General features: G+C 70.5%; 20 protein-coding genes and 1 tRNA gene. 15 read left to right on the top strand and 6 right to left on the bottom strand.

Annotated elements, in window-relative coordinates; all coding sequences use genetic code 11:
- Position 1 precedes the first annotated feature (1 nt).
- Positions 2-667, bottom strand: coding sequence for a LuxR C-terminal-related transcriptional regulator (locus ACK4YQ_RS10860; protein ID WP_409611231.1), 666 nt, complete (start codon positions 665-667; stop codon positions 2-4).
- A gap of 512 nt (positions 668-1179) precedes the next feature.
- Here ACK4YQ_RS10860 and ACK4YQ_RS10855 point away from each other — a divergent pair.
- From ACK4YQ_RS10855 to ACK4YQ_RS10845, 3 genes are all read left to right on the top strand, one after another.
- Positions 1180-3153 (top strand): PAS domain S-box protein, encoded by a 1974-nt coding sequence (locus ACK4YQ_RS10855; RefSeq protein ID WP_409611229.1) that lies wholly within the window; start codon positions 1180-1182, stop codon positions 3151-3153.
- Positions 3154-3522: 369 nt separating this feature from the next.
- On the top strand, positions 3523-6057 hold the full coding sequence (locus ACK4YQ_RS10850; protein WP_409611227.1) for a cation-translocating P-type ATPase: 2535 nt from the start codon (positions 3523-3525) through the stop codon (positions 6055-6057).
- On the top strand, positions 6054-7073 hold the full coding sequence (locus ACK4YQ_RS10845) for a sodium:calcium antiporter (RefSeq protein WP_409611225.1): 1020 nt from the start codon (positions 6054-6056) through the stop codon (positions 7071-7073). Before ACK4YQ_RS10850 ends, ACK4YQ_RS10845 begins: the two co-directional genes overlap by 4 nt.
- Before the next feature lie 24 nt (positions 7074-7097).
- On the opposite strand, the gene ACK4YQ_RS10840 is transcribed toward ACK4YQ_RS10845, so the two are convergent.
- On the bottom strand, positions 7098-7535 hold the full coding sequence (locus ACK4YQ_RS10840; RefSeq protein ID WP_409611223.1) for a CBS domain-containing protein: 438 nt from the start codon (positions 7533-7535) through the stop codon (positions 7098-7100).
- Positions 7536-7721: 186 nt separating this feature from the next.
- Between ACK4YQ_RS10840 and ACK4YQ_RS10835 the strand changes: the two genes are divergently transcribed.
- The gene (locus ACK4YQ_RS10835; protein ID WP_409611221.1) at positions 7722-7934 is read left to right on the top strand and encodes a hypothetical protein; all 213 of its coding nucleotides are present in this window, start codon (positions 7722-7724) and stop codon (positions 7932-7934) included.
- Here the strand turns inward: ACK4YQ_RS10835 and ACK4YQ_RS10830 are convergent.
- Positions 7928-9091 (bottom strand): acyl-CoA dehydrogenase family protein, encoded by a 1164-nt coding sequence (locus ACK4YQ_RS10830; RefSeq protein ID WP_409611219.1) that lies wholly within the window; start codon positions 9089-9091, stop codon positions 7928-7930. The two genes, ACK4YQ_RS10835 and ACK4YQ_RS10830, sit on opposite strands and share 7 nt — an antisense overlap.
- 326 nt (positions 9092-9417) lie before the next feature.
- On the opposite strand from ACK4YQ_RS10830, the gene ACK4YQ_RS10825 reads away from it, so the two are divergent.
- The 4 genes from ACK4YQ_RS10825 to ACK4YQ_RS10810 all read left to right on the top strand — a co-directional run bounded on the left by ACK4YQ_RS10825 (position 9418) and on the right by ACK4YQ_RS10810 (position 15381).
- Positions 9418-11199 (top strand): FAD-dependent oxidoreductase, encoded by a 1782-nt coding sequence (locus tag ACK4YQ_RS10825; protein WP_409611217.1) that lies wholly within the window; start codon positions 9418-9420, stop codon positions 11197-11199.
- Complete coding sequence (locus ACK4YQ_RS10820; protein WP_409611215.1) at positions 11190-13016, top strand: 2-oxoacid:acceptor oxidoreductase subunit alpha; 1827 nt, start codon at positions 11190-11192, stop codon at positions 13014-13016. Before ACK4YQ_RS10825 ends, ACK4YQ_RS10820 begins: the two co-directional genes overlap by 10 nt.
- The gene (locus ACK4YQ_RS10815; RefSeq protein ID WP_409611213.1) at positions 13013-14068 is read left to right on the top strand and encodes a 2-oxoacid:ferredoxin oxidoreductase subunit beta; all 1056 of its coding nucleotides are present in this window, start codon (positions 13013-13015) and stop codon (positions 14066-14068) included. Before ACK4YQ_RS10820 ends, ACK4YQ_RS10815 begins: the two co-directional genes overlap by 4 nt.
- Positions 14069-14175: 107 nt before the next feature.
- On the top strand, positions 14176-15381 hold the full coding sequence (locus tag ACK4YQ_RS10810; RefSeq protein WP_409611211.1) for an acyl-CoA dehydrogenase family protein: 1206 nt from the start codon (positions 14176-14178) through the stop codon (positions 15379-15381).
- A gap of 135 nt (positions 15382-15516) precedes the next feature.
- On the opposite strand, the gene ACK4YQ_RS10805 is transcribed toward ACK4YQ_RS10810, so the two are convergent.
- A tRNA-Lys gene (locus ACK4YQ_RS10805) sits at positions 15517-15592 on the bottom strand.
- A 105-nt stretch (positions 15593-15697) separates the two neighbouring features.
- Here ACK4YQ_RS10805 and ACK4YQ_RS10800 point away from each other — a divergent pair.
- A complete protein-coding gene (locus ACK4YQ_RS10800; RefSeq protein ID WP_409611209.1) occupies positions 15698-16048 on the top strand; it encodes an Hpt domain-containing protein in 351 nt (116 codons plus the stop codon).
- Here the strand turns inward: ACK4YQ_RS10800 and ACK4YQ_RS10795 are convergent.
- Positions 16021-16353 carry a chorismate mutase gene (locus tag ACK4YQ_RS10795; RefSeq protein WP_409611207.1) on the bottom strand — a complete coding sequence of 111 codons (333 nt, stop codon included), beginning with the start codon at positions 16351-16353 and terminating at the stop codon, positions 16021-16023. The two genes, ACK4YQ_RS10800 and ACK4YQ_RS10795, sit on opposite strands and share 28 nt — an antisense overlap.
- 12 nt (positions 16354-16365) lie before the next feature.
- On the bottom strand, positions 16366-17322 hold the full coding sequence (gene gcvA / locus ACK4YQ_RS10790) for a transcriptional regulator GcvA (RefSeq protein ID WP_409611205.1): 957 nt from the start codon (positions 17320-17322) through the stop codon (positions 16366-16368).
- Between the two features lie 174 nt (positions 17323-17496).
- Between gcvA and cobA the strand changes: the two genes are divergently transcribed.
- The 6 genes from cobA to ACK4YQ_RS10760 all read left to right on the top strand — a co-directional run bounded on the left by cobA (position 17497) and on the right by ACK4YQ_RS10760 (position 22497).
- Complete coding sequence (cobA, locus tag ACK4YQ_RS10785; RefSeq protein ID WP_409611203.1) at positions 17497-18342, top strand: uroporphyrinogen-III C-methyltransferase; 846 nt, start codon at positions 17497-17499, stop codon at positions 18340-18342.
- Complete coding sequence (locus ACK4YQ_RS10780) at positions 18342-18707, top strand: DUF2849 domain-containing protein (RefSeq protein ID WP_409611201.1); 366 nt, start codon at positions 18342-18344, stop codon at positions 18705-18707. The genes cobA and ACK4YQ_RS10780 overlap by 1 nt, the downstream gene beginning before the upstream one ends.
- A 7-nt stretch (positions 18708-18714) precedes the next feature.
- Positions 18715-20370, top strand: coding sequence for a nitrite/sulfite reductase (locus tag ACK4YQ_RS10775; protein WP_409611199.1), 1656 nt, complete (start codon positions 18715-18717; stop codon positions 20368-20370).
- Positions 20354-20857, top strand: coding sequence for a DUF934 domain-containing protein (locus ACK4YQ_RS10770; RefSeq protein WP_409611197.1), 504 nt, complete (start codon positions 20354-20356; stop codon positions 20855-20857). The genes ACK4YQ_RS10775 and ACK4YQ_RS10770 overlap by 17 nt, the downstream gene beginning before the upstream one ends.
- Positions 20858-20859: 2 nt before the next feature.
- Complete coding sequence (locus ACK4YQ_RS10765; RefSeq protein ID WP_409611326.1) at positions 20860-21597, top strand: phosphoadenylyl-sulfate reductase; 738 nt, start codon at positions 20860-20862, stop codon at positions 21595-21597.
- Positions 21598-21681: 84 nt separating this feature from the next.
- Entirely contained in the window at positions 21682-22497 is an 816-nt protein-coding gene (locus ACK4YQ_RS10760) for a ferredoxin--NADP reductase (RefSeq protein ID WP_409611195.1), read from the top strand.
- The last annotated feature ends 11 nt before the right edge of the window (positions 22498-22508 follow it).

The following is a 22508-nucleotide window of genomic DNA, read 5'->3' as shown; positions in this document are numbered from 1 at the left end:
GCTAGCCGAGCGTCGGGGCTATGAAGCGCCCGGCGATCAGCGCGGCCTCCGTGCGGTTGCGCGCGCCGGTCAGCTTGAGGATGGCGTGGATGTGCAGCTTGACCGTCCCCGGCGTGATCCCCAGCGCCTCGGCGATCTCCTTGTTGCTCTTGCCGGCGGCCATCTTCTTCAGGACCTCGAGCTGGCGGGCCGTGAGGCCGGGCGGGCCGCGCATCGAGCGGCCGAAGGGCGCGATGTCCGGCGGAAAGGTCGGGCGTCCCGCCAGCACGGCCTTCAAGGCCGCACGCATCGCCCCGCTGTCCTGCTGCTTGGCCAGGTAGCCCCAGGCGCCCGCGTCCCTGGCCAGGCGCGCGAAGGTCGGGTTCATCCGATCATCGAGGGCCACGGCGGGGGCGGGAGCGGCGGCGGCGACCAGGCGCTGGATGGCCGCGAAGTCGTAGCTGGTGGTGAACAGGTCGATCAGCATCACGCGCGGCGGGTCGGCGTCGACCAGGGTCATCGCCTCGGCGACCGACGCGGCGAAGGCGAGTTTCGAGCCCGGCGCAAGTTCGGCGACGAACCGGCCGAGCGCCTCGCGGCAGATCGGCTTTTCGTCAAGGATGAGGATCGTCCCGACAGGCGCGTCGGGATCGGCCCGGGCGATCACAGGGGCGGACACGTCGCTCATCAGGACGTCGGCGCGGCGAGGGCGGAGAGAGTGATCAAAATGACCATATAAAAACTAGGGAAATTCATCCACCTGTAGCTAGAAGGCCGCGGATTGGCAACACATATCTTAAGGTATGGGGCGACCTGCTCAACGCAGGCGGGAATTGCATGCTTGCGCATCCAGTGTATTTCGACTTGTGGGGGAGGAGTCGCCGCAAGATATATCCATGGTTATAAAGATGCGCAGGGCCTTTCTCAGAAGATATTGAAGAAGCTGCGACTCGCATGCCTAATTATACTAACGTTAACCTCGCGCAATTCTATTTGAGGTGAACGAGAAGGGGGATCGCCATGCCGCGACCCGGCGCATTGCGCACACGCTTTGGCTGTTTGCGGCGGGAAGGCGCGGAAGCCGCCGCCCGGCCGGCGACCGGGCCGTGCACGAGGCAGGCGCCGTCCGCCGCGCGCCGCACGGCGGGGCCCTGAACCGCGATGCCGCCGGAGGCTGGGGGGACGGGGAGGTCGGATCGGATGTGCGACGCGCGTGCGCGGACCGGGCAGGACCTGGTCCGGACGATTGAGCACCTTGAGCGGGCGCAGCGGCTTGCCAACACCGGCAGCTGGGAATGGAACGTGTCCACCGGCGAGATCGTCTGGTCGGACCAGATCTTCGAGATCTTCGGACTCTCGCCGGGGAGTTTTCAGCCCTCCTACCCGGCCTTCCTGGAGCGGGTGCATCCGGACGACCGCCAGTCGGTGGACGAGGCGGTGCGGCGCGCCGTCGAGGGCGTCGAGCCCTACGCCATGGACCACCGCATCGTCCGCTCCGACGGCGCGATCCGCGTGGTGCACGAGGAAGGCGAAGTGGTCCGCGCCGAGGACGGATCGGCGGTGCGAATGATCGGCGCGGTCCAGGACGTGACCCAGATGCGCGCCGTCGAAGCCGCGTCCCGGCGCAGCCAGGAGATGCTGGAGAGCATGCTGCGGATCTCTCCCGAGGCGATCGTGGTCGCCGATCCGGAGGGGAGGATCCTGCTGTTCAGCGCCGGCGCCCAGACCATCTTCGGTCATCGGGCCGAGGATGTGATCGGACAGCGGGTTGAGCTGCTGATGCCGCCCCGGTTCCGCGAGGAGCACAGCCGTCACGTCGCCCGCTTCTCGCAGGGGCAGCGCCCAAGCCTGCGGATGCACGAGCGGATGGAGATCGTCGGCCTGCGCAAGTCGGGCGAGGAGTTTCCCGCCGAGGCGTCGCTGGCCCGGCTCGAGACCGGCGACGGCTTCATCTTCACGACCATCGTCAGGGACCTGTCCGAGCGCAAGGCCGTGGAGCGGCGGCTGATCGAGGCGCGGGAGGAGGCCGAACGGGCGAGCCTGGCCAAGTCGTCGTTCCTGGCCAACATGAGCCACGAGATCCGCACGCCCCTGAACGGCGTGCTTGGGGTCGCCGGCGCGCTCGCCCGCACCGAGCTCACGGCCAGGCAGACCGAGATGGTGCACCTGATCGAGGCGTCGGGCCGGGCGCTGGAAGGCCTGCTCAGCGACATCCTGGATCTGGCCAAGGTGGACGCGGGACGCATGAGCATCCGCGCCGAGCCGTTCAGCCTGTGCGCGGTGGTCCGCGACACCGTGGCCCTGTTCCAGGCCAGCGCGGGCGAGAAGGGGGTGGCGCTGTCGCTCGACATAGAGCCGATGGCGCGGTGCCATTACCGCGGCGACGACCTGCGCATCCGCCAGGTGCTGTCGAACCTTCTCAGCAACGCGGTGAAGTTCACCGCCGAAGGGGAGATCCGCGTCGCCGTCCACGACCTTGGCGAGGAGGGCGGGCTGCGCCGCATGAGGTTCGTGGTCCAGGACACCGGCATCGGCTTCGATCCCGCGGTGGCCGCGAGCCTGTTCGAGCGGTTCGAACAGGCCGACGGTTCGATCACGCGCCGGTTCGGCGGCACGGGGCTGGGGCTGGCGATCTGCAAGTCGCTGGTCGAGCTGATGGGCGGCGTCATCTCGGCCACGTCGAGGCCGGGCCGCGGATCGACCTTCAGCGTGGAGCTGCCCCTGGTGAGGCTGGAAGACCAGACGGTCGAGACCGGGGAGACGGCCCCGTCCTGCCAGGTGGGGACCAGCGACCGGCTGCAGGTGCTGCTGGCCGAGGACCACGTCATCAACCGCCGCGCCGTGGAGCTGATCCTGGAGGCGCTGCCGGTGGACCTGACCTGCGTGGAGAACGGGGAGGAGGCCCTGGCCGCAGCCAAGGCGCGGGATTTCGACCTGATCCTGATGGACATGCAGATGCCGGTGATGGACGGGCTGACGGCGATCCGCCGGATCCGCGCGCACGAGGCCGGCGCCGGTCTGCGCGCCTCGCCGATCTGCGTGCTCACGGCCAACGCCATGCCCGAGCACCGGGCGGCGGCGGAGCGGGCGGGCGCAGACGCCTTCCTGACCAAGCCGATCCACGCCGAGGCCCTGATCTCGATGGTGGTGGACACCGCAACGCCGCGCGCCTGAGGCGGCGAGGCCGCGATCGCGGGGGCGGGAAGAATGAGCGCTCCGCCCGGAGACGGAGCGCCCGGCCCGGCCTGCCGGGTGGGGGGTTTCGACAGGCCGGTTTCAGTTCGCGTCAGGCCCGCTTCGCCCTGGGACGAAGCCGGCTTGCCGCCGCATGCGGGTTCGCCGCGATGCTCGACATGGTCAATAGACCCGTCCGCCTGAGCGGCGCTTTGACGAATCTCAACATTCGGCCCGCGAGCGGGAGGGGCGGACCCTTTGACCGTGGTCAAGGCCGGCGACCCGAAGAGCCACTCTTTGGGGGTTCGGCCAGGCGCTCCGGCGCGCTACGGTGCGGATGCGCCGATCCGAGGAGACCTTGACCCCGCGATGGCGAGACCCGCCCAAAGGACTGGACTGAGCGAGGCCGAGGCCGCGCGGCGGCTGGCGGCGTTCGGTCCGAACGAGCTGCACAAGCCGCGCACGCGCAGCCTGTGGGCTATCGTGCGCGGCACCCTGCACGAGCCGATGTTCCTGCTGCTGCTGGGCGCTGCGGCGCTCTACCTTGTGGTGGGCGACCTCGGCGAAGGGCTGTTCCTGACCGTCGGCGCGTGCGTGTCGATCGCCCTGGTGATCTTCCAGGAGGCCCGCAGCGAGCGGGCGCTGGCGGCGCTGCGGGCCCTGGCCGAGCCCAACGCCCGGGTGATCCGCGAGGGGGTGGAGGTGCGCCTTCCGGCCCGCGAGGTCGTCCCCGGCGACCTGATGCTGGTGGGCGAAGGCGAACGGGCGGCCGCCGACGGGATGCTGGTGGGCGGCGACGTGCTGAACATCGACGAATCCCTGCTTACGGGCGAATCGGCCCCGGTGGCGAAGGTCCCCCAGCGGACGGCGCCTGAGGGAGAGGACGCCGGCGAGGACGGCTTCACCGTATTTGCCGGGACGCTGGTGGTGCGCGGCCATGGCGTGGTGGAGGTGACCGCGACGGGCGCGCGCACGGGGCTCGGCAAGATCGGGGCGTCGCTGGCCAGCATCGCCGACCAGCCGACGCCGCTGCAGCGTACCTCGGGCCGCCTGGTGGCGGTGTTCGGCCTTTTCGCCGTCGCGTTCTCGGCCCTGATCGTGGTCGCCTACGGCGTGTTGCGGGGCGACTGGTTCGCCGGGATGCTGGCGGGGATCACCCTGGCGATCTCCCTGATCCCGGAAGAGTTCCCGATGGTGCTGGCGGTCTTCCTCGCCCTCGGGGCCTGGCGGCTGGCGCGGCACAAGGTGCTCGTGAGGCGGGCGGCCGCGATCGAGGCCCTGGGCGGGGCGACCACCCTGTGCGTCGACAAGACCGGCACCCTGACCGAGAACCGGATGCGGGTGGTGCTGGCCTGGGCCGAGGGCGAGGCGCACGCCCTCGGAGAGGGCCAAGGCGAGGGCGAAGGGGGCGGGCCGCCGCCGGCCGTGGCGCGCCTCCTGCAGGCGGCGAGGCTGGCCTCGGCGGCGCGGTCGGTCGATCCCATGGACCGGGCCGTGCTGGAGCTGGCGCAGAGCCCTGATGCGGACGGGGCGATGGACGAGGAGGGGCCGGCGCGAACCTGGCCGCTGCGGCCCGACCGGCCCGCGGTGATCCAGGCCTGGCGGATGGACGGCGGCGAGATCGCCGCGGCCAAGGGCGCGCCCGAGGCGATCTTCCGCCTGTGCCGGTTGCCGCCCGAGGAGATCCGGCGGCTGGAGCCGGTGCTTGACGACCTGGCCGCCCAGGGGCTGCGGGTGCTGGCGGCGGCCGACAGCCCCTGCGAACGGAGGTTCCCCGCGCAGCCGGAGGAGGCGGCCTTCGCCTTCCGCGGCTTCGTCGCTTTCCGCGACCCGATCCGGCCCGAGGTCCCCGAAGCCCTGGCCGAAGCCCGGCGGGCCGGCATTTCGGTGGCGATGATCACCGGCGACTATCCGGCCACGGCGCTGGAGATCGCCCGGCAGGCGGGAATCGACGTCGGCGGCGGCGTGCTTTCCGGACCGGAGATCGCCGCCCTGCCGCCGCAGGCGCTGGCCGAGCGGGTGCGCGAGGTCCGGGTGTTCGCCCGCGTGCGGCCGGACGAGAAGCTGGCGCTGGTCGAGGCGTTCAAGGCGGGGGGCGAGGTCGTCGTGATGACCGGCGACGGGGTGAACGACGCCCCGGCGCTCGAGGCCGCGCACATCGGCATCGCCATGGGCCAGCGGGGGACGGACGTGGCCCGCGAGGCCGCCGACCTGGTGCTGCTGGACGACAGCTTCGCCTCGATCGTCGGCGGGGTGAGGCTTGGCCGGCGCATCTTCTCGAACCTGCGGCGGGCGCTGACCTACATCACCGCCATCCACATCCCCATCGCCGGGCTGGCCCTGGCGCCGATCGTCCTGGGGCTGCCGCCGATGCTGCTGCCCATGCACGTGGTGCTGCTGGAGCTGGTGATCGACCCGGTGTGCTCCCTGGTGTTCGAGTCCGAGCCCAGCGAGCGCGACGCCATGCGCAGGCCGCCGCGCGATCCGCGCGAGACGCTGTTCGGCGCCGCCCAGATCGCCATGGCCGCCCTGCAGGGAGCGGTGATCCTGGCCGCAGTGTTCGGCCTCTACCTCTGGGCGTTGCCGGCCGGCGAGGCGGTCGCCCGGGGCGCGGCCTACGGCGCCCTGGTGCTGTCGATCCTGATGCTCGCGTTCGCCGACGCGGCCAGCGTCAGCGTCAAGCTGTTCGACCGAAGGCACCTAGTGTTCTGGACCATCGCGGGGGCCACCTCCGCGATCCTGGCGTCCGTGCTCTACCTGCCCGTGCTGGCCGACATCTTCGACGTCGCGCCGCCGCCGCCGCCGCTGGCTGCGCTCGCCCTGGGCGCGGCGCTGGCGGGCGGCGGCTGGGTCCGGCTGCTGAAGCTGGCGCGGGAGGGGCGGGGGCGGGGGGCGCCGGCGTGACCCTGATCGCCCTGACGTTCGCGCTGCTGAGCGCCGTGATCGCCGTCGCCGGCTTCTGGCTGTCGCGGTTCGGCGACATCATCGCCGAGCGGACCGGGCTGTCTGGAAGCTGGATCGGGCTGATCCTGATGGCGACGGTCACCTCCCTGCCGGAGCTGGCGACCGGCCTCAGCGCCGTGACGGCGGCCGCGGCGCCGAACCTGGCGGTGGGCGACGCGCTCGGAAGCTGCGTCTTCAACCTCCTGCTGTTCGTCGCCATCGACTTCTTCTACCGCCCGCAGCGGATGTTCACCCGCGCCTCGGAAGGCCACGTGCTGACCGCCGGCTACAGCTGCATCCTGCTGGGCGTGGTCGGGCTCAGCGTCCTGGCGGGTCCGCCGGCCGGCGGTGGGGCCCAGCCGCCGATCGGTCCGGCCACGGTGGTGATCGCCTTCGTCTACCTGCTGGCGGTGCGCACCACCTTCACCTTCGAGCGCCGGCGGCTGATGGAGCCGGCCGAGCCCAGCGCGCTGCGCTTTCCCGGGGTCACGCTCCGGCGCGCGGCCACGGGCTATGCGGCCTCGGCCGCCTGCGTGGTCGCCGCGGGGATCGCCTTGCCATACGCCGCGCTCGACCTGGCCGAGACCATGGGCTGGTCCAGGACCTTCGTGGGCACCCTGTTCCTGGCCATCTCCACCTCCCTGCCGGAACTGGTGGTGACGCTGTTCGCGGTGCGCCGCGGGGCCCTGGACATGGCCATCGCCAACCTGCTGGGCAGCAACCTCTTCAATATGGTGGTGCTGGCGCTCGACGACCTGGCCTACCCGGCCGGCCCGCTCCTGGGGCACGTCTCGACCGCCCACGCGGCCACCGCCCTGGCCGCCCTGGCGATGAACGGGGTGATCGTCGCCAGCCTGATCTATCGCCCCGCGGGCCGGCCGCTGGGCACGGTGAGCTGGGCCAGCGTGGGGCTGGTCGCGATCTATGTGGTCAACGCCTGGCTGCTGTTCAGCGGGGTGCAGGCGGGCCACGGCTGACCCGCCGCAGTCCCGGCGCAGGGGTCAGTGGCGCGTCTGCGAGTGCTCGCCGCCGGGCCGTGAGATCCCGCTGAGGGCGCTGGCGGTCTGGTTGGCCGCGCCTTCCAGGGCGATGTCGCCGAGGGAGATGATGCCCACCAGGCGCTTGTCGCGGCTGACCACCGGCAGGCGGCGGATCTGCTCGTCGCCCATGTTGGCCAGAACCTCGGCGAGGTCCTGGTCGTCGAAGCAGTAGCAGACGTCGGCGCTCATCACCTGGCTGACCCGGCAGTCGGGGCCCTCGCCGGCGGCGACGGCGCGGATGGCGATGTCGCGGTCGGTGATCATCCCCACCAGCCGGTCGTTCTGGCCGACGGGGAGGGCGCCGGCGTCGACGCGGGCCATGATCTGGGCCGCCTCGCGGATGGTCATGTCCGGATCGGCGATCTGGACGTCGCGGGTCATGCAATCGGCTACCTTCATGTCGCTCTCCTGTCGTTGGCTTCGGAAGGCCTCCCCAGGTCCTCTGGACAGAACCGGGCCCTGCCCGCGCGCGTTCCGCGGCGAGCGCCGCGCGGCCTCACAATCTCGGGAACCGGCGGAGGCGGACGCGGTTAGTCCCGCAAGGCCCGGAGCGTGGAGTCCGGGGCCGCGAAAGGAGCTGACGCCATGGATTATCGCCTGATCATCCTGTCGTCGTCCGGCGAGACGGCGGACATGGAGCAATGGACCTGCCCCTCGGACGTGGAGGCGGCCGAGCGCGCCTCGCGCCGAAGCACCTCGTTCGGCAGCGAACTGTGGCGCGGGGACGAACGCATCGGCGTCTACGCGGGCCGGATGCGCGCGCCCGCGGACCCGGCGCCTCAGCAACCGGCTCAGTAGGAGCGGGGCAGCCCCAGCACGTGCTCGGCCACATAGGCCAGGATGAGGTTCGTGGAGATCGGTGCGACCTGGTAGAGCCGGGTCTCGCGGAACTTGCGCTCCACGTCGTACTCCTCGGCGAAGCCGAAGCCGCCGTGCGTCTGGATGCACATGTCGGCGGCGCGCCAGGAGGCTTCCGACGCCAGGAGCTTGGCGAGGTTGGCTTCTTCGCCCGCGGGCTGGCCGGCCTCATAGCGGGCCGCCGCCTCGCGGGTCATGAGCTTGGCCGCGCGGACCTCGGCGTAGGCGCGGGCGATCGGGAACTGCACGCCCTGGTTCTGGCCGATGGGCCGGCCGAACACCACCCGCTCCTTGGCGTAGGCGCTGGCCTTGGCGACGAACCAGCGGCCGTCGCCGATGCATTCCGAGGCGATCAGGATTCGCTCGGCGTTCATGCCGTCGAGGATGTACCGGAAGCCCTTGCCTTCCTCGCCGATCAGGCAGGACGCCGGAATCTCCAGATTGTCGAAGAAGAGCTCGGTGGTGGCGTGGTTGAACATGGTGCGGATCGGCTTGACCGTCAGGCCGTGGCCGACCGCCTCGCGCATGTCGAGCAGGAACACCGAGATGCCGTCGGCCTTCCTTTGCACCTGGTCGCGGGGCGTGGTGCGGGCGAGCAGCACCATCAGGTCGGAATGCTCGGCGCGGCTGATCCAGACCTTCTGGCCGTTCACCACATAGCGGTCGCCCCACCGCTCGGCCTGGGTGCTGATCGAGGTGGTGTCGGTGCCGGCGGTCGGCTCGGTGACGCCGAAGGCCTGCAGGCGCACTTCGCCCGAAGCGATCTTGGGCAGCCACTGCGCCTTCTGCGCCTCGCTGCCGTGCCGCAGGACCGTGCCCATGGTGTACATCTGGGCGTGGACGGCGGCGGCGTTGCAGCCGCTGGCGTGGATCTCCTCCAGGATGGCGCAGGCGGCGGTCAGGCCCAGGCCGCTGCCGCCGTACGCCTCAGGGATCAGCACGCCGAGCAGGCCCGCCTCGGTGAGCGCCTGGACGAAGGCGGTGGGATAGCTCCGTTCGCGGTCGCGCTCGCGCCAGTATTCGCCCGGGAACCGCGCGCAGAGCTTGCGGACGGTCTCCAGGATCGGTTCGAGGTCGTCGCGGTCCAGGTCTGCCATGGGTCCTCCCGATCAGCGTCGGCCTGAACTAGGCCCGGGCGATCCCCGGCGCCACCGAAAAGGCGGCCGCTTACGTGACGTAGCCTTGCCGGGCGCGCGGCGCCGTGGCCGTCGGCCCGGTGTTGAGCGGCCGGGGCTCGCTTCCTATGTGAACGGCGTTCGCGTAGCCGTGCGACGGATGCTGTTTCAGCCAAGAAATGGATTGGCTGACGGTCCGACAGGGTCATACGATCGAACAAGAACGCTGCGTCGCGGCAGGACGGGACGGTCCAAAGGACCCGGTCCCGGTCACCGCGGGAGAACGGCGTCGCAGGAAGGAAGCCGCAGTGCAGCGCACCAGTACCGAGGGGCCTGACTACTTTCACAAGGTCGTCGATTGCCAGTGGGCCTGTCCCGCTCACACCCCTGTCCCGGAATACATCCGGCTGATCGCCGAGGGCCGTTACGCCGACGCCTACATGGTCAACTGGAAGTCCAACGTCTTTCCCGGGATCCTGGGACGGACGTGCGACCGGCCGTGCGAGCCGGCGTGCCGGCGCGGCCGGGTGGAGGACGAGCCGGTGGCGATCTGCCGGCTCAAGCGCGTGGCCGCCGACAACAAGGGCGAGGTCTCCGAGCGGATGCCCGCCCCCGCCGCGGCCCCCAACGGCCGGCGCATCGCTCTGGTGGGCGCGGGGCCGGCGTCCCTGACGGTGGCCCGCGACCTGGCGCCGCTGGGCTATTCGCTGACCCTCTACGACGGCGAGGCCAAGGCCGGCGGCATGATCCGCAGCCAGATCCCGCGCTTCCGCCTGCCCGAGGAGGTGATCGACGAGGAGGTCGGCTACGTCACCGCCCTGGGGATGGAGCTGCGCCTGGGGGAGCGGGTCGACAGCCTCAAGGCCCTGCTCGACGAGGGCTATGATGCGGTGTTCGTCGGCACCGGCGCGCCCCGCGGCCGCGACCTGGACCTGCCGGGCCGCCAGGAGGCCGCCGCCAACATCCACATCGGCATCGACTGGCTGGCCAACGTCTCCTTCGGCCATGTCGAGCGGGTCGGCCGGCGGGTGATCGTGCTCGGCGGCGGCAACACCGCCATGGACTGCTGCCGGACCTCGCGCCGGCTGGGGGGCGAGGACGTCAAGGTGATCGTCCGCTCCGGCTTCGAGGAGATGAAGGCGAGCCCGTGGGAGAAGGAGGACGCCCTGCACGAGGGCATCCCGATCCTCAACTACCTCGTGCCCAAGGCCTTCACCCACGAGGGCGGGCGGCTGACCGGCGTGACCTTCGAGAAGGTGCTGGCCGAGTACGACGCGCGCGGGCGCCGACGCCTCGTGCCCGCCGGCGAGCCCGACGAGCACTTCGCATGCGACGACGTGCTGATCGCCGTGGGCCAGGAGAACGCCTTTCCCTGGATCGAGCGCGACATCGGGCTCGACTTCGACGAATGGGAGATGCCGCGGGTCGATGCTGCGACCTTCCAGTCGAGCCTGCCCAAGGTGTTCTTCGGCGGGGACGCCGCCTTCGGCCCGAAGAACATCATCTGGGCCGTCGCCCACGGCCACGACGCGGCGATCTCCATCGACAAGTTCTGCCGGGGCGAGGACCTGAGGGAGCGGCCGGAGCCCGGCTATTCGCTGGTCAGCCAGAAGATGGGCATCCACGAGTGGAGCTACGACAACGCCCCGGCCAACGATCCGCGCTTCCGCGTGCCGATGCTCGACAAGGCCGTGGCGCTGACCGACGTAAAGGTGGAGGTCGAGCTCGGCTTTGACCGGGAGGTCGCCTACCGCGAGGCGCAGCGCTGCCTGAACTGCGACGTGCAGACGGTCTTCAGCGCCCCGGCCTGCATCGAGTGCGACGCCTGCGTCGACATCTGCCCGACGGACTGCATCACCTTCACCGAGGACGGAGAGGAGGACGACCTCCGGGGGCGCCTGAAAGCCCCCGCGCTGAACCTGGACCAGGCGCTCTACGTCTCCGGGCCCCTCGCCACGGGGCGGGTGATGGTGAAGGACGAGGACGTCTGCCTGCACTGCGGCCTGTGCGCGGAGCGGTGCCCCACGGGGGCGTGGGACATGCAGAAGTTCCTGCTGGAAATGACCCATGCGGGGGGATCATGCCGCTAGAGGCCGTCAACGACTTCGTCGTCAAGTTCGCCAACGTCAATGGCTCGGGCTCGGCCAGCGCCAACGGCATGTTCGCCAAGGCGATCCTGCGCATGGGCGTGCCGGTGGCCGCCCGCAACATCTTCCCGTCCAATATTCAGGGCCTGCCGACCTGGTACGAGGTGCGGGTCACCGAAGCCGGGCGGCTCGGCCGCCGCGGCGGCGTGGACCTGATGGTGGCGATGAACCCGCAGACCTGGGCCCAGGACGTGGCCGAGATCGAGCCGGGCGGCTACCTGTTCTACGATTCCACCAAGCCGCTGGCGCCGTCGATGTTCCGCGACGACGTGACGGTGGTGGGCGTGCCGCTGACGGCCATGTGCAACGCCGCCTACCAGCTCCCGCGCGAGCGTCAGCTTTTCAAGAACATCATCTATGTCGGGGCCCTTGCGGCCCTGCTGGGCGTTGAGACCGAGGCCTTTGAGCAGCTGTTCGCCGAACAGTTCGCCGGCCGCGAGCGCCTGATCAAGGCCAATGTCGCAGCCCTGCACATGGGCCGGGATTACGTGGCCGAGCACCTGCAGCCCCTGGGCCTGCAGGTGCGCCGGGCCGACCAGGTCGGCGATCGCATCTTCGTGGAGGGCAACGCGGCTGCGGCCCTGGGGGCCGTCTACGGCGGGGCCACCGTCTGCGCCTGGTATCCGATCACCCCGTCCACCTCCCTCGCCGAGGCCTTCACCGGCTATTGCGAGGAGCTGCGCATCGATCCGCAGACCGGCAAGGCGCGCTACGCCATCGTCCAGGCCGAGGACGAGATCGCCTCGATCGGCATGGTGGTGGGCGCCGGCTGGAACGGGGCGCGGGCCTTCACCGCCACCTCGGGGCCGGGGATCTCGCTGATGACCGAGTTCATCGGCCTGTCCTATTTCGCCGAGATCCCGGGCGTGATCTTCGACGTGCAGCGCGGCGGTCCTTCCACGGGCATGCCGACCCGAACCCAGCAGGCGGACCTCCTGGCGGCCGCCTACGCCGGCCACGGCGACAGCAAGCACGTGCTGCTGCTGCCCGCCGACCCGGGCGAGTGCTTCGAGATGGGCGCCCAGGCCTTCGACCTCGCCGACCGGCTGCAGACGATGATCTTCGTCATGCTCGACCTGGACATCGGCATGAACGAGTGGCTGACCGAGCCCTTCCGCTGGGACGACGCGCGCCGCCTCGACCGAGGCAAGGTGATGACCTACGAGGACCTGGAGGCGGGGCGCGACTTCGGGCGCTACCTGGAGGTCGACGGCGACGGCATTCCCTACCGCACCTATCCGGGCACCCACCCGACCCGAGGCGGCTATTTCACCCGCGGCACCTCGCGCAATCCCTACGCCCGCTACAGCGAGGAGGGGCCGGTCTACGTGGGCAACATGGAGCGGCTCCTGCGCAAGTTCGACACCGCCCGCGCGCTGGTCCCGGCGCCGGTGCGGCGCGACGCGGCGCGGGCGACGGGGGAGGGGGTGATCTACTTCGGCTCCTCCACCCCGGCCGTGCACGAGGCGCTGGACGTGCTGCAGCAACGGGGCCTGCACCTGGACGCCCTGCGTGTGCGGGCCTTCCCGTTCCCCGACGAGGTGTTCGCCTTCATCGCCGCCCACGAGCGGGTGTTCGTCATCGAGCAGAACCGCGACGGCCAGCTTCGCACCCTGCTGATCAACGAGGGCGAGGTCGATCCCAACCGCCTGACCGCCGTGCTGCACTACGACGGCACCCCCATCACCGCCCGCTTCATCGCCGACGCGGTCCAGCGCCACATGGCCGACCGCAAGCCGATGCCGGAGGCCGCCGAATGACGTACATCACCAAGCCGCGCCTGCATCACCCAGGGCTGAAGCCGAACGCCCTCGGCTACACCCGCCGCGACTACGAGGGCTCGGTCTCGACCCTGTGCGCCGGCTGCGGGCACGATTCCATCTCGGCGGCGATCATCCAGGCCTGCTACGAGCTGGACCTGCCGCCGCACCGGCTGGCCAAGCTGTCGGGCATCGGCTGCTCCTCCAAGACGCCGGACTACTTCCTGGGCAATTCCCACGGCTTCAACACGGTGCACGGCCGCATGCCCTCGGTGCTGACCGGGGCGAACCTGGCCAACCGCGACCTGATCTACCTGGGCGTCTCCGGCGACGGGGACTCCGCCTCCATCGGCCTGGGCCAGTTCGCCCACTCGATCCGCCGCGGCGTGAACATGCTCTACATCGTCGAGAACAACGGCGTGTACGGCCTGACCAAGGGCCAGTTCTCGGCCACCTCCGACAAGGGCTCGAAGTCGAAGAAGGGGGTGGTGAACCACGACGCCGGCATCGACATGGTGAGTCTGGCCCTGCAGATGGGCGCCACCTTCGTCGCCCGGGCGTTCAGCGGCGACAAGGCCCAGCTCGTGCCGCTGATCAAGGCGGGACTGCGCCACCGCGGCGCGGCCTTCATCGACTGCGTCAGCCCCTGCGTGCAGTTCAACAACCATCAGGGCTCGACCAAGTCCTACGACTATGTGCGCGAGCACAACGAGGCGGTGAACCGGCTGGACGTGGTGCTGCCGCGCTCGCCGATCACGGTGGACTACGGGCCGGGCGAGACCGTTCCGGTGGCCCAGCACGACGGTTCGATCCTGCGCCTGCACAAGCTGGCCGAGCACTACGACCCCTCGGACCGGGTGGGGGCGATGGCCTATCTGCAGGCGCGCCAGGCGCTGGGGGAGATCGTGACCGGGCTTCTGTTCATCGATCCCGAGGCGCAGGATCTGCACGAGAACCTCGGCACGGTGGAGGCCCCGCTCAACGCCCTGACCGAGGCCGAGCTCTCGCCGGGCGCGGCGGCCCTGGAGCGGATCAACGCGTCCCTGCGCTGACGACGCAGAGGGGCGCCTGCGGCCAATTGGATCGAGCCGATTGACCTGACGTGGCGTCGCCGTCGGATACTGGGCGCAAGCACGACGATAGTGTTGGAGGATTCGGAATGGCGGACTTCGGCGGCGACATCGAGCTGGAGGACTTCCGCGCGGAGGTCCGGGCCTGGCTGGAGGCCAATTTCCCGGCGTCCCTGAAGGGGCAAGCCGTCCTGGCCTCGGCGGAGATCACCACGCCGAACGCCGACCTGAAGGCCTGGCGCAAGGCGATCGGCGAGAAGGGATGGGGCACGCCCACCTGGCCGAAGGAGTACGGCGGCGGCGGGCTGTCGATCCCGCAAGCCCGCGCCCTGGCCCAGGAGATGGCCAAGGCCGGGGCCTTCAACCCGCTGATGTTCGGCATGGGCGTGACGATGATCGGGCCGACCATCCTGGACTACGGCACCGAGGCGCAGAAGCAGAAGCACATCCCGCCGATCGTGCGGGGCGAGGTGCAATGGTGCGTCGGCTATTCCGAGCCGAACGCCGGCTCGGACCTGGCCAGCCTGCAGACCAAGTGCGAGGACGCCGGCGACCACTGGGTGATCAACGGCCAGAAGATCTGGACCTCCGGCGCGCAGTACTCGGACTGGTGCGGCGCCCTGGTGCGGACCGATCCGACCGTGAAGAAGCATGACGGCATCAGCTTCCTTTTGATCGACATGCACCAGCCGGCGATCGAGACCCGGCCGATCAAGCTGATCGCCGGCGCCTCGCCGTTCTGCGAGACCTTCTTCACCGACGCCAAGGCGCCCAAGGACGCGCTGCTGGGCAAGCTCAACGAGGGCTGGACGGTGGGCAAGCGCCTGCTGCAGCACGAGCGGGCCAGCCAGACCGGCGCCTCCGGCGGCGGCCGTCAGACCCCGCTGCACGAGATCGCCAAGCGCTACGTCGAGGTGGACGGCAAGGGCCGCATCGCCGACCCGGACCTGCGCACCCGCCTGACCCAGCACCTGATGGACGCGCGCATCCACAACCTGACCCTCGCCCGCGCCGCGGCCGAGGCCAAGGGGGCGTCCGGCGCCACCAACGCGGCCTCGGTGCTGAAGAACTCGGCCACCCACGTGGCCCAGACCCGGGCCGAGCTGACCCTGGAGATCATGGGCGCCCAGGGCCTGGGCTGGGAGGGCGAGGCCTTCGCGAAGGAGGAGATCGAGGCCGTGCGCGGCTGGCTCTCGGGCAAGGCGATGTCGATCTACGGCGGCTCCGCCGAGATCCAGAACAACATCATCTCCAAGCGCATCCTGGGCCTGCCCGACACCACCCAGTCGAGCTGAGCTTGCGACACCGGACGCGGCCGCGCGCGGCCGCGTCCCAGGCCGCCGCGCACGACGGGCGGACGGCGCAGCGCGCCTGCACGTCACACCTAGTCTGTCAGGAAGGCCTCGGGCCGCGTCGGCGGCGGAAGAGAATGGTGGGTGTACAAGGATTCGAACCTTGGACCCGCTGATTAAGAGTCAGCTGCTCTACCAACTGAGCTATACACCCGTCCCGGCTCCGGACCCGTTGAGGCCCGGCGGCGAGGGCGCGGAAAATACGCGAAAACGAGACGATGGCAAGGGCGCGATTTCAGCCCCGTACGGAGGACGTGAAATGGCCAGGCGCGATCTGACCGGCGCAGTGGATTTCGCCTATCTGGAGGACTTCGCCGCGGGCGACGGCGAGGTGATCGAGGAGGTGCTGTCGCTGTTCCGCGAACAGGCCGAAATCTGGTCGAGCCTGCTGGACCCGGCCGTCGAAGGCTGGCGCGACGCGGTGCACACCATCAAGGGCTCGGCGCGCGGGATCGGCGCCTTTTCATTGGGCGAGGCGTGCGAGCGGGCCGAACGGGACGGCCCGGCCGCCCTGGACGGGGTGCGCGACGCCCTGGACCTCGCCCTGTCGGACGTGGCCGCCTACGTCCACGAGCGGGCGCTTCAGTCCCTGCGCTCGCCGCGGGTCTGATCCCAGATCGCGAATTCATAGGCGATGCAGCGGTCCACGAGGGTGCGCCAGACCGGCTCGGCGATCGCCTCGGACAGGCCGGCCGCGCGGGCGGCCGCCTTCACCTTGGCCACCACGTCCTCGATGCGGGCGGGGTCGCGAACCCGGCCGCGATCGGTCTTGATGCGGGCGGCGGCGTCCATATAGCCCTGGCGCTCGGCCAGGAGGGCCACCAGGGCCCGGTCCAGCGCGTCCACGCCCTGGCGCACCTCGGCCATGGTGGTGCAGTCCTGCGGGCGGACACGGTCGTCGATCTGAATGGTCATGGCGGGGTGGAACTAGATTCCGGCGCCGTTGTCGATGGCCTTCAGCGCCGCTTCGTGCGCTTCGGCCTCCGCGGTGATCCAGGCGATGAACGCCTTGACCTGCGGCAGGCGGCTCTTGGCTTTGGGATGGACGAGGTAATAGGCGAAGTCGACTGCGGTGGCGATCTGCAGCGGCGCCACCAGCCGGCCGGCCTCCAGGTCCGCCTGGGCGAGGGTGCGCTTGGCGAGCGCCACGCCCCGGCCGTTGGCGGCGGCCTCGATCACCAGGCTCGACTGATTGAAGCGCGGACCGCGGGCGCCGTCGACGCCCTTCACCCCGCGGGCGGCGAGCCACATGGTCCAGTCGGGGCAGGAATCGTCGGGCTCGGGCGAGCCGTCGTGCAGGAGCACGTGGTTGACGAGGTCCGCCGGCCCGGTCAGCGGCGTGGTCTCCAGGAGCGCCGGGCTGATCACCGGGATCACCGTCTCGCTCATCAGGCGCTGCACCTCCAGGCCCGGATAGCGGCCGGCGCCGTAGCGGATCGCCACGTCCACCTCGCCCGCGGCGAGGTCCACCAGTTCGATGCCGGCCGAGAGCCAGACGTCCACCTGCGGATGCGCCTGCTCGAACCGGCCCAGGCGCGGCACCAGCCACTTGGCGGCGAAGGAGGGGGCGGCGGTGAGGGTCAGCCGGCGGCCGTCCACCGCGGCGGTCAGCATGGAGGCGGCCTCGGCCAGGCGGTCGAACGCCTCGCGCAGGGCTGGCAGGGCGGTCTGGGCCGCGTCGGTCAGGAGCAGGCCCTTGGGCGTGCGCTTGAACAGGGCCGCGCCGACGTAGTCCTCCAGATTCTGGATTTGCTGGCTGACGGCGCCGGGGGTCACCGACAGCTCGTCGGCGGCGCGGCTGAAGTTGAGGTGCCGGGCGGCGGCCTCAAAGGCCCGCAAGGCGTTGAGCGGCGGAAGTCGGCGTCGCTCGGCGGTTCGTTCCATGAGTTTTCCTGACAAGCCCGGCAGAACTCCTTGGGTTGCGAAGTGGCGACCCGGGCCCCAGTTTGCAACCGCTCACCGATGTATCGGCCCTTTTCGTCGGCGGGCGATCGGCGGGGCGGACGCAAGTCCGCCCCGCCACGGCCTTCAAGGTAAGCGTTTAGAGAAGCTAAAGCCATGCCGCAACGCGGACGCAAGTCGGACACGTCGGATCGCCTGGTCGTCCTGGGCGGCGCACGCGGCCGCCCCGCCGGTTCGGTCTGGCTGGTGGGCGCAGGACCCGGCGATCCGGAGCTCCTGACGCTGAAGGCGCTGAAGGCGCTCGGCCGCGCCGACGTGGTGGTCCACGACGGCCTGGTCTCGCAGGAAATCCTCGACCTGGCCCCCGCCCGCGCCCGCCGGATCAGCGTGGCCAAGCGCAAGTCGCGTCACGCCTACGCCCAGGAGGAGATCAACCGCATGCTGGTCGCCTTCGCCCTCGAGGGGCTGGAGGTGGTGCGGCTGAAGGGGGGCGACCCGTTCATCTTCGGCCGCGGCGGCGAGGAACTCGAAGCCTGCCGTGCCGCGGGCGTGGCGTGCCACGTGGTGCCCGGGGTCACGACCGCCCTGGCGGCGTCGGCCGACGCCGGCGCGCCGCTGACCCACCGCGGCTCGGCCCAGGCGGTCACCTTCGTCACCGGCCACGCGGCGAAGGGCGAGGCGCCGGACCTGGACTGGGCCTCGCTGGCGCGGGCGAACCAGACCGTCGTCATCTACATGGGCCTGTCTACCGCCGGCGAGATCGCTGCGCGCCTGATCGGGGCGGGCCGCGCGCCGGCCACCCCGGCGCTGATCGTCGAGAACGCCAGCCGTCCCGACGAGCGGCGGATCGTCACCACCCTGGCGACGCTGGGCGAGGCGGCGGCTGGCCTCTCGGGTCCGGCGCTGCTGATGGTCGGCGAGGCCATGGCGCTCGCCCAGGCGGGCGAGGGACGGGTGCAAGCAGTGAACGAGGCCCGCGCGCCGGGCCGGGGAGTGATGTGATGAGGGCGCTGACCGCCAACCGCCTGACCGACGGCGAGGTCGTCTTCTGGTCCGACGGCCGCTGGGTGGAGCGCTTCGCCGACGCCCAGCTGTTCGGCCAGGACCAGGCCGACGCCGCCGAAGCCGCCGAGGGCCACGCCAAGGCCCAGCCCACGGTCGTGATCGAGCCCTATCTGATCGATCTGACCCAGTCGGAAGGGTACTGGGCGCCGGTCAGCTACCGCGAGCGCATCCGCGCGCTCGGCCCGACCAATCATCTGCATCACGGCAAGCAGGCCGAAGGCGGGGCGGTGGTGGAAGCCCTGCAGCACGCCGCCGGCGCGGCCCGGTCCACCGGCCGGGTCAATCTCATCAGGCGTAAGTGAGGGCGCGATGTATCTCTACGACTCCCTCGACAAGCAGTTCCTGGCCGACCGCTCGGCCGAGTTCCGCGAACAGGTGCAGCGCCGGCTCGCCGGCGAGCTGAGCGAAGACCAGTTCAAGACCCTGAGGCTGATGAACGGCCTGTATCTGCAGCTTCACGCCTACATGCTGCGGGTGGCCATCCCCTACGGTTCGATGAACGCGCGCCAGCTTCGCAAGCTGGCCTGGATCGCGCGCACCTACGACAAGGGCTACGGCCACTTCACCACGCGCACCAACCTGCAGTTCCACTGGATCAAGCTGAAGGACGCGCCCGACATCCTGGACGCCCTGGCCAGCGTGGACATGCATGCCATCCAGACCAGCGGCAACTGCATCCGCAACACCACGGCCGACCCTTACGCCGGGGCGACGGCCGAGGAGCTGGACGATCCGCGGGTCTGGGCCGAAGCGATCCGCCAGTGGTCGAGCCTGCACCCGGAATTCACCTTCCTGCCGCGCAAGTTCAAGATCGCGGTCACCGCCTCGGCCAAGGACCGCACGGCGGCCAAGGTGCACGACATCGGGCTGATGGTGAGGCGCGGCCGCGACGGCCAGCTCGGCTTCGAGGTGATCGTCGGCGGCGGCATGGGGCGTACGCCCTACGTGGGGCCGACTATCCGGGAGTTCCTGCCGGCCAACCGGCTGTTCTCGTACCTGGAAGCGGTGCTGCGCGTCTACAACCGCCACGGCCGGCGCGACAACATCTACAAGGCGCGCATCAAGATCCTGGTCGCGGCCCTGGGGGCGGAGGAGTTCGCCCGCCAGGTCGAGGCCGAATGGGAGAAGATCGGCCCGGCCGGCGACGTGCCGGACCTGGAGCTGGCCCGCATCCGCGCCGCCTTCGCGCCGAAGACCTTCGAGACCCTTCCGCCGGTGTCCGCGGCCTTCGAGGCGGCCAAGGCGTCGGACCCCGCCTTCGCCCGGTTCGCGCGCAACAACGTCAAGGCTCACAAGAAGCCGGGCTACGCCATCGTCGAGGTGTCGCTGAAAGCCGTGGGGCAGACGCCGGGCGACGCCAGCGCCGACCAGATGGACCTGCTGGCCGACATCGCCGAGCGCTACGGCCAGGACGACATCCGGGTGACGCACGAGCAGAACCTGGTGCTGCCGCACGTGAAGCAGGACGACGTGCCGACCGTCTACGCCCTGCTGGCGCAGGCGGGGCTGGGCTCGCCCAACATCAACCTGATCAGCGACATCATCGCCTGCCCGGGGCTGGACTACTGCGCCCTGGCCAACGCCCGGGCGATCCCGATCGCCCAGGACATCGCCGAGAAGTTCGCCGACCAGGACCGCGCCGAGGCCATCGGCGAGCTGAAGATCAAGATCAGCGGCTGCATCAACGCCTGCGGCCACCACCACGTGGGCCACATCGGCATCCTGGGCGTCGATAAGAAGGGCGAGGAGTTCTACCAGCTCACGCTCGGCGGCTCGGGGGCGGAGGACGCCTCGCTCGGCCAGATCCTTGGACCGGCGCTGCCGGCCGACAAGGTCGCCGAGGCGGTGGACACCCTGGTCGAGGTCTACATGCGCGAGCGCGCCGACGGCGAGCGCTTCCTCGACACCTTCCGGCGCACCGGCGTCGCCCCGTTCAAAGAGGCCGTCTATGCCGCTGCTCATTAAGCTCGTCGACGGCCAGATGGTTCAGGTGGAGGACGCCTTCACCGCGGTGGCCGACGATCAGCCGGTCCCGCCCGGGGACGTGATCATCTCGCTGGGCCGCTTCCAGACCGAGGGCGAGGCGCTGCTGGGCGAGGGCCGGGCGCTGGGCGTGCGGCTGGAGCCGGCGGAGGAGGTCGAGGCCCTGGCCTATGACCTGCCGCGCCTGGCCGTGGTGGTGCTGGCCTTCCCCAAGTACCGCGACGGGCGGGCCTACACCTCCGCGCGGCTGCTGCGCGAGCGCTTCGGCTTCACAGGAGAGGTCCGCGCGGCGGGCGAGGTGCTGCGCGAGCAGGCCGGCTTCATGGTGCGCACCGGCTTCGACGCCTTCGAACCCGCCGACGGCGCCTCGCCGGCGGATTGGGCGCGGGCCGCCTCGCGCTACCGCCACGTCTATCAACGCTCGACCGACGGCCGCGCGCCGGCCTTCGTGGAGCGGCAGGGGACATGAGCATGGCCTACGATCAACTGGAGCGGCTTTCGCCCGCCGCCCGGCTCGACGCCGAGCTGCGCCACGCCCATCCGGCCACTGTGCTGGAGGCGGCGGTCGAAACCTTCGGCGACAAGCTGGCGCTGGTCTCCTCCTTCGGCGCGGAATCGGCGGTGCTGTTGCACCTGGCCGCGCAGGTGAAGCCCGACATTCCGGTGCTGTTCCTGGACACCGGAATGCTGTTCGGCCAGACCCTGGACTATCGCAAGCAACTGGCCGCCAGGCTGGGACTGACGGGCGTGCGCGACCTGCGCCCGGCCTATCAGGACCTGGCCGTGGCCGATCCGCAGGCCAAGCTGTGGCAGACCGACACCGACGCCTGCTGTCACGTGCGCAAGGTGCTGCCGCTGGACCGGGCGCTGGAGGAGTTCGACGCCTGGATCACCGGGCGCAAGCGCTTCCACGGCGGGGACCGGCTCTCGCTGCCCGTGGTCGAGCAGGCCGGCGAGCAGGTGAAGTTCAATCCGCTGGCCAACTGGGGCAAGGCCGAGCTCGACGACTACGCCGCCCGCCACGAGCTGCCGGCCCATCCGCTGGTCGCCCAGGGATTCCCCTCGATCGGCTGCTGGCCGTGCACCCAGCCGGTGGAGGAGGGCGAAGACGTGCGCGCCGGCCGCTGGAAGGGTTCCGAAAAGACTGAATGCGGCATACATCTGGCCCGCGCGCCGGGAGCCGCCACCAATGTCGGCGGCGACATCTAGCGCCTCCCGATTTGTCCGATCTCAAGGAACGCCGGGTAGAATCGCGCTTGCTGCGATCGCCCTGGCCAGAAACCCGAGTTGAGCATGACTGACGCCACCGTGGCCGCTCCGGCCCCCAGCAAAGCCCGCGGCGCCTTCCTCGTGGAGCGCGTGACCTGGGTGCAGCACTGGACCGACGAGCTGTTCTCGTTCCGCACCACCCGCGATCCCGGCCTGCGTTTCCAGAGCGGCCAGTTCGTGATGGTCGGACTGGAGGTGGACGGCAAGCCGCTGGTGCGGGCCTATTCGATCGCCAGCCCGGCCTGGCACGACGAGCTCGAGTTCTATTCGATCAAGGTGCAGAACGGCCCGCTGACCTCGCGGCTGCAGAACATCAAGGTCGGCGACGAGGTGCTGATCGGCAAGAAGCCGACCGGCACCTTGGTGCTGGACGGGCTGAAGCCGGGCAAGCGGCTCTACATGCTGGGCACCGGCACCGGCCTGGCGCCCTGGCTCTCGCTGGCGCGCGACCCGGACGTCTATGAGCGCTTCGAGACGGTGGTGGTGACGCACACCGTCCGGCAGGTGGCGGACCTGAACTATCGCGAGCTGTTCGAAACCGAGCTGCCGAACGACGAGATCCTCGGCGAGATCGTCGCCCCCAAGCTGCGCTACTATCCCACCGTCACCCGCGAGCCGTTCAAGACCCAGGGCCGGATCACCGACCTGATCGCCTCGGGCCAGATGTTCCGCGACCTGGGGCTGCCGCCGTTCAACCCGGCGGAGGACCGCGTCATGCTGTGCGGGGGGCCTTCGGTGCTGGCGGACCTGAAGGCCCAGCTCGAGGCCATGGGCTATGTCGAAGGCTCGATAGCCCAGCCGGGCGACTATGTGCTGGAGCGCGCCTTCGTCGAGACCTGACGGCGGCGCGG

It is taken from the genome of Phenylobacterium sp. (assembly GCF_046291545.1).
Taxonomy (GTDB): domain Bacteria; phylum Pseudomonadota; class Alphaproteobacteria; order Caulobacterales; family Caulobacteraceae; genus Phenylobacterium.
Note: the sequence above shows the minus strand (reverse complement) of the source record. Positions and strands in the feature narration are given on the sequence as shown.